Origin of the sequence: Paractinoplanes ovalisporus (assembly GCF_016834655.1) — a bacterium.
In the GTDB taxonomy this organism is placed as follows: Bacteria; Actinomycetota; Actinomycetes; order Mycobacteriales; family Micromonosporaceae; genus Actinoplanes; species Actinoplanes ovalisporus.
This window is the reverse complement of the sequence record NZ_JAENHP010000052.1, coordinates 1-6,085: the sequence shown is the minus strand read 5'-3', so window position 1 is coordinate 6,085 and position 6,085 is coordinate 1. Positions and strand designations below refer to the sequence as shown.

General features: G+C 71.5%; 5 protein-coding genes. 2 read left to right on the top strand and 3 right to left on the bottom strand.

The window, feature by feature from the left end; translation table 11 throughout:
- The first annotated feature begins 261 nt into the window (after window positions 1-261).
- Window positions 262-525: a hypothetical protein gene (locus JIG36_RS51280; protein ID WP_203384254.1), complete on the top strand. Its 264-nt coding sequence runs from the start codon at window positions 262-264 to the stop codon at window positions 523-525.
- A 192-nt stretch (window positions 526-717) separates the two neighbouring features.
- On the opposite strand, the gene JIG36_RS51275 is transcribed toward JIG36_RS51280, so the two are convergent.
- Together JIG36_RS51275 and JIG36_RS54585 are read right to left on the bottom strand one after the other, a co-directional pair.
- On the bottom strand, window positions 718-1,410 hold the full coding sequence (locus tag JIG36_RS51275; RefSeq protein WP_203384253.1) for a DUF4184 family protein: 693 nt from the start codon (window positions 1,408-1,410) through the stop codon (window positions 718-720).
- A 180-nt stretch (window positions 1,411-1,590) separates the two neighbouring features.
- Window positions 1,591-3,804, bottom strand: a complete 2,214-nt coding sequence (locus tag JIG36_RS54585) for a putative bifunctional diguanylate cyclase/phosphodiesterase (RefSeq protein WP_203384252.1) — start codon at window positions 3,802-3,804, stop codon at window positions 1,591-1,593.
- A 139-nt stretch (window positions 3,805-3,943) separates the two neighbouring features.
- Between JIG36_RS54585 and JIG36_RS51265 the strand changes: the two genes are divergently transcribed.
- Window positions 3,944-4,477 (top strand): hypothetical protein, encoded by a 534-nt coding sequence (locus tag JIG36_RS51265; RefSeq protein ID WP_203384251.1) that lies wholly within the window; start codon window positions 3,944-3,946, stop codon window positions 4,475-4,477.
- A gap of 197 nt (window positions 4,478-4,674) precedes the next feature.
- Here the strand turns inward: JIG36_RS51265 and JIG36_RS51260 are convergent, their stop codons facing one another.
- Entirely contained in the window at window positions 4,675-5,778 is a 1,104-nt protein-coding gene (locus tag JIG36_RS51260; RefSeq protein ID WP_203384250.1) for a MerR family transcriptional regulator, read from the bottom strand.
- Between the last annotated feature and the right edge of the window lie 307 nt (window positions 5,779-6,085).

Sequence of the window (6,085 nt, the reverse complement as noted above, 5' to 3'; positions counted from 1 at the left end):
AGCGGTCCATCGATGCCACCCGGCCCGGCGACAACACCCCCGGATCATGCCAACGACAGGGGCGAAGAGTCATACCGGACCGGGCGACCGAGCCGTCCCCAACGGGGACGATCAAAAAGGTAACGGGTGGCGCGGATGGTTCTCGAGGGGAGCTTTCGGTGGTGGGTCTACGGGGTGGGGCACTCGCAGCTGGTTCTGCACAGGAGCGATCCGGACGAGCGAGGGAACACGGCGAGCGTGCTGTTCGAAGGGGTGAGGGCGGTGAAGCTGCGAACCTCGTACGAAGGGCTGACGATCGAGCTGGTGGAAGGAGCGGGCCGTCGGCGCCTGCTCGACTACGCCGGCGTGCCGGAACGGTTCGAGGACCATCACTTCTGTCTGGCCCTGCCTGACGAGGACGAAGGTTTCGTCGTCTGCGGGAGGGCCACTGTCGTGTCGGGGAAGCAGGTGCGGGAGCACTCGGGATGGCGATGGCCGGAGAACGGGACCGTGCTCCACAGCTGGACGACAGCAGCCAGTGAGTAGAGAAACCCGGATGCGCAGGGGTCCGACACGCCTCTGCGGTGACGGCGGGCCCGCCCGCGTCCCACCCGCGCGGCCACTCGGATCGCACACGGCGGGGCCACTCGGATCCCACAAGGCACGGCCGCCCGGATCACACACGGCATGGTCGCCGGCGGTGAGCAGGCACGACGGGGACCAGAGTTGGCCTTGTCGCTACGCGTTCACCGGCGGCGTGGCCCGGAGACGCGTGGTTACGACCGCGGCGGTCAGCAGGGCCAAGCCGGCGACGATGAGGAGACGATTGCCCGTGGTGTGCATCAGCTCGGCCCCGGGGAGAAGCGGGAGCAAGGCTGCCAGTGGCACTGCGACGGCGACGGTTACGGCCCAGAAAGGTAGCGGACGTGACGGCCGCAATGGTGGCTCGCCGTGCCACTGGATGAGCAGGCGGCGTCGGCCGATGTGGGCCATCAGGGCGAGCAGACCGGCGAAGCCGAGGACATGCAGGACGTTCTCCACCATCGGCAGGTGCAGCTCGGCGAAGTCCAGCAGGAGGTGACTGACCGCCCCGATCAAGGCCGACCAGCAGCTGACCACCAGAGGATGGCGGCTGTGGCCGAGGACTCCGTAGTCGCGCAACGCCAATGGTCCGGCCGAAGGCAGATGACCGGCCACCACGGGTGCCGCCCAGCGGATGAGCCAGGTCAGCACCATCGTCAGAGGGACACACCAGAACACGAAACTGCGGAGGCCGTGCGACATCTTCCAGACCGGCAGGTTGAAGCCGTCGAGCGCGTACGCCAGGTCGGGCGCCATCGAACCGACGGCCAGGGCGACCCCGTCGAACCATCGGGGCCGCCACACCTTGAGGGCCACGATCAGCGGATGGGTCGGGACAGTAAGCGCCACGTCGGGGAACGCTATTGATCATCTGTGAAGATCTGGTGCGCGAACAGCGGAAACCTCGCACGGAATCAGGCGGGGCGGGGCTGGAGACGACCGGTCCGGCGCGGGCGAGCGCCGCGCTCCGGGGCAGTCGCCGACGGCCCCTGAGGCCGGACGGATGAGCCTGGGCCGGCGCCGACGGGCTTACGCCTGGCGGACGAGCTCGGCGGCGGGCGCCGGGTGGCCGTACAGGAAGCCCTGGGCCTGAGGGCAGCCCAGCTCGCGCAGCGCGGCGGCCTGGGCCTCGGTCTCCACGCCCTCGGCGACGCAGTCCAGGCCCAAGCCGTGGATCAGGGTCATGATGGTCTGGATCAGGACCGTGGCCTCGCGGTCGCGGTGCAGCTCCTGGATGAACGAGCGGTCGATCTTCAGGCCGTCGACCGGGAGGCGGCGCAGGTAGGTCAGGGACGAATAGCCGACGCCGAAGTCGTCGAGCACCACGCGGACGCCCAGGTCGCGGACGCTCTGCAGCAGTTGCGCGGTGGCGTCGAGGTTGCCGATCAGGGCGGTCTCGGTGACCTCCAGCGTCAGGGCCGACGGCGGGCGGCCGGTGTCGGCCAGCGCCCGCCGGATGTCGTCGAGGACGGTTCCGCCGGCCAGGTACTCGGCCGAGACGTTGACGTGGACGGGCACTGCGGCGGCCGAAGGGGTGGCGGCGAGCGCAGTCGTGAGGACCCAGCGGTCGAGGGCCGGCATCAGGCCGGCCTCGTGGGCCACCGGCAGGAAGTCGCCGGGCGCGACCGTGCCGTGGCCGGGGCGGTCCCAGCGCACCAGGGCCTCGGAGCTGACGACCGCGCCGGTTGCGAGGTCGACGATGGGCTGGAACTCCAGCCGCAGCCGGCCGCCGGACCGGAGGGCGTGGGCCAGTTCGTCGCGTAGGGAACGGCGGGCCTGGATGGTGGCGTCGAGCTGCTCGTCGTAGAGCCGCCACCCGCCTTTGTCCAGCTCTTTCGCCTGGTAGAGCGCGATGTCGGCGTCGCGCAGCAGGCTCTGGGCGTCGGATCCGGGGGCGGCGGGGGCCACGCCGATGCTGGCGCGCACGGCGGTACGGCGGCCGTGCAGCTGCGTCGGCTCGCCGAGGCGTTCGACGATGGCGGCTGCCACCTCACTGCCCCTCACGGCCCCACCGCTGTGCAGGAGCACGGCGAATTCGTCGCCTCCCAGCCGTACGGGAAACGCGTCTTCTCCATGATCGGCGGTGACCTGGCGGATCCGGTCGGCGGTGAGCCTCAGCAGGTCGTCGCCGGCGGCGTGGCCCAGCGTGTCGTTGACGATCTTGAAGTCGTCGAGGTCGATGAGAAGAAGAGAAGCGTTTTCCCGTACGGTCTCCAGCGCGCTCTGCAAGCCGGCGCGATTGGCCAAGCCGGTCAGCGAGTCGTGCGCGGCGTCGTACGCGAACCGTTCACGCTGGGCGGCCAGGTCGCGCGAGAGAGCGGCATTGGCCCGCAACGCCAGGAACTGCCGGCCCAGCACCGCCACGACCATCAGCAGGGCGGCCCAGACCACTTCCGGGTCGAGCGCGTGGCCACTCGTCGTCTGGGCCGCGACCACGACGACGTAGACGGCCACCGGTGCGTACGGGAGAACCGGGCTTGCGGCCGTACGGGCGGTCGGAGTCTCCTGGCGAGCCGGGAGCGGGACCAGCGGCGCGACGCTCATCAAAGCCGCCGCCGCGACGTAACCGCCGAGCACCCAGGGCCGCAGCCAGCCCTGGTCGAGGACCTGCCCGACGACCTCGACCAGCAGGGTGGCGGTCAGCACGACGATGCCGCCGCTGATCGCGCTCATCGCGGTGGCCCGGCGTGCGGGCTGAGCCGCCAGCAGCACCAGCGAGATGGCGAGCAGCGCGACCGCGGCGACCGGGTAGGCGAGGTCGACGACGGCGTTGGAAAGACCGCCCGACACCTTGATCATCGGGGCCAGGACCAGCATCCAGGCCGTGCCGAGCAGGGCGCTGGCGGCGACGGTCCCGTCCAGGACCATCCGCACCTTGCCGACCGCCGTCCGCGGGGCGGTCGGGATCGTCAGCATCGCGACGACGGCCAGCACCAGGGCACCGAGGTTGAAGATGGTCGCGAGGGTGCCGCGGCCGTCGGCTATGCCGGTCTGCACGGCGGGCACCCCGACCGAGATCTCGGCGTACGCCCAGCAGGCCAGCCCCACCGCGGTGGTCGACCACACCGTACGGGCCCGGCCCCGACTGCGCCACGCCGCGACCGCGTGCAGCGCCGAGCCGGCACAGGTGACCAGCATCATCGCGCAGCTGTAGATGACGATCATGGTCGTGCCGCCGACGTGCAGGCCGAGTTCGGTGGCGAGCAGCAGAAGGATCAAGAACGCCGGTACGGCCCGTTTCACTCGCGCCTCATCGGCCGCCCCGCGGAGGACATGAGGGAGGCTTCGGTCTGTACGATGTGTCGACCGGCACACAACCGTGGTGGCTCTCCGCCGTTGCACTGTCCGAACACTCACCACCAGACAGACCGGGAGACATCACGTGAGGAAACCCGCAATCGCCCTGTTCGCCGGCCTCGCCATCGCGGCCGCCACGAATGGCGCGTGCGCCGGGGTCGCCGTGGCTGATGATCATGTCGCTCCGGCCGCAGGCGCTCCGGTCGCGGCCGCCGCAGCCGCTCCGGTCGCGGCCGCCCCCGCCGCTCCCGCGCCGGCCATCGCCGACAGCGACCCCAAGCTCAAGTACGTGCAGGCGGGCAAGGTCGTCACGATCACGAAGGACGCCAAGCCGGTCGCCAAGGTGACGCTCAAGTCGGCGTCCTTCGCCAAGAGCTCGGCCAAGGCGGTTCTCTCGGTCGACGCGACCCGGCCGTTCACGATCAATCCGGCCATGTTCACGCTCTATGACCTCAAGGGCTGGGAGAACGACCCCCAGCAGACCAAGCCCGTACGCTTCGACGCCGGCCACGGTTCGCTGACTCTGACCTTCACCGGCACTCCCGGGCAGCCCGACGCCCTGGGCTGGGTCCCGCAGAACGGCGAGGCCGCCGTGGCCGTCTGGGAGCGCGGCGCTTAGGCCCGTTCACCTGCGCGTTCTCGTTTCAGCGGCCCTCATCGCGGCTGGCCTCGTCGCGGTCGTTCTGACTCCGGCCGCCTCATCGCGGCTGGCCTCGTTGCGGCCGGCCTCGTCGTGGCCGCCGTCGTTGCGGCTGGCCTCATCGCGGCTGGCCTCGTCGCGGCCGGCCTTGTCGCGGCCGCGCTCGTTTCGGCCGGTCACGCTATGAGGAGGCGCAGGCCCATGTCGGCGGCGTCGAGGGTGGCCAGGTCGCGGTTTCGGGCGGCCCACCGCCCCGAGGCGAGGTCGTCGTGCAGGGCGTCCACGGCCCGGCGCTCGGCGGCCGGCCCGACCCGGGTCCACACCGACACCGCCCGGCGCACCGGCTCCTCCAGGTAGGCCTCGGGCCGGCGCCAATAAGCCTCGAAGAAGCCGTCGGCGCAATCCCACGGCACGGGCACCGGCACCGTACGGGCCCCGATCGCCCCGGCCAGCTCCGACAGCGCCGGGCGTCCGTCGAGCAGGCCCGCGAACTCGGGCAGGTAGTCGCGGGTCAACCAGAACCGCTGGAGCCACCCGGCGGAGTCGGCGTCGTAGGTGAACACGACCACGCGGCGCGCGACCCGGCGCATCTCGCGCAGGCCGGCCACCGCGTCCGGCCAGTGGTGCACGGTGCTGACCGCCATCGCGGCGTCGAACGACTGGTCCGCGAACGGCAGATTCCCGGCCGCGGCGGCCACGCACGGTGCCGCGTCCGGGGGTCGCTGGGCCCGCATGACCGCCGACGGCTCGACCGCGGTGACGTCGCGGTCCGGGGGTTCGTACGAGCCGGTGCCGGCCCCGACGTTCAGCACCGTCCGCGCGTCGCCGAGCGCCGCCCAGATCCGCGCGGCGATCCGCGGCTCGGTGCGGCGCGTGGCCGGGTAGGCGGCTCCGATCACGTCGTACAACATCCTCAGCTGCTCCTCCGGTGTTGTCCTGATCCCCCGCGCCCGCGCCTCCAGCTCGCGGTCGATGGCCGTCACCATGGCGGCGGCACGATCACGCTGGTCGACGAGCAGCCCGCGCAGCCGGCGCAGATGAGCGACCGCGTCGGTCGCCGGGTCGTCGACCAGCGCCGCGATCTCGCGCAGCCCGAATCCCAGACGCCGGTAGGCGAGCACCTCACGCAGGCGTTCCACGTCGCTTGCGGCGTACGCGCGATACCCGCCCCCGGTGCGGGCCGAGGGCTGCAGCAGGCCGATCTCGTCGTAGTGGTGCAGCGTGCGGACGGTCACGCCGGCCAGCTCGGCCACGCGTCCCACGGTCAGTTGTTCCTCCACACCCCGACTATGGGCCCTGACGTCGCGTGAGGGACAAGCGCTCAGGGCCTCGGCGGGCCGATGTCAGGCGCCGGCCATCGCTACAGCCCCTCTCGAGTCGAGCGCCGCCTCGAGGCACGCCGCAGCACCTCCTAGGTCAAGCACCGCCCAGGCACGCCGCAACACCTCATCAGCCAAACGCCGCCCAGGCACGCCGCAACACCTCATCAGCCAAACGCCGCCCAGGCACGCCGCAACACCTCATCAGCCAAACGCCGCCCAGGCACGCCGCAACACCTCATCAGCCAAACGCCGCCCAGGCACGCCG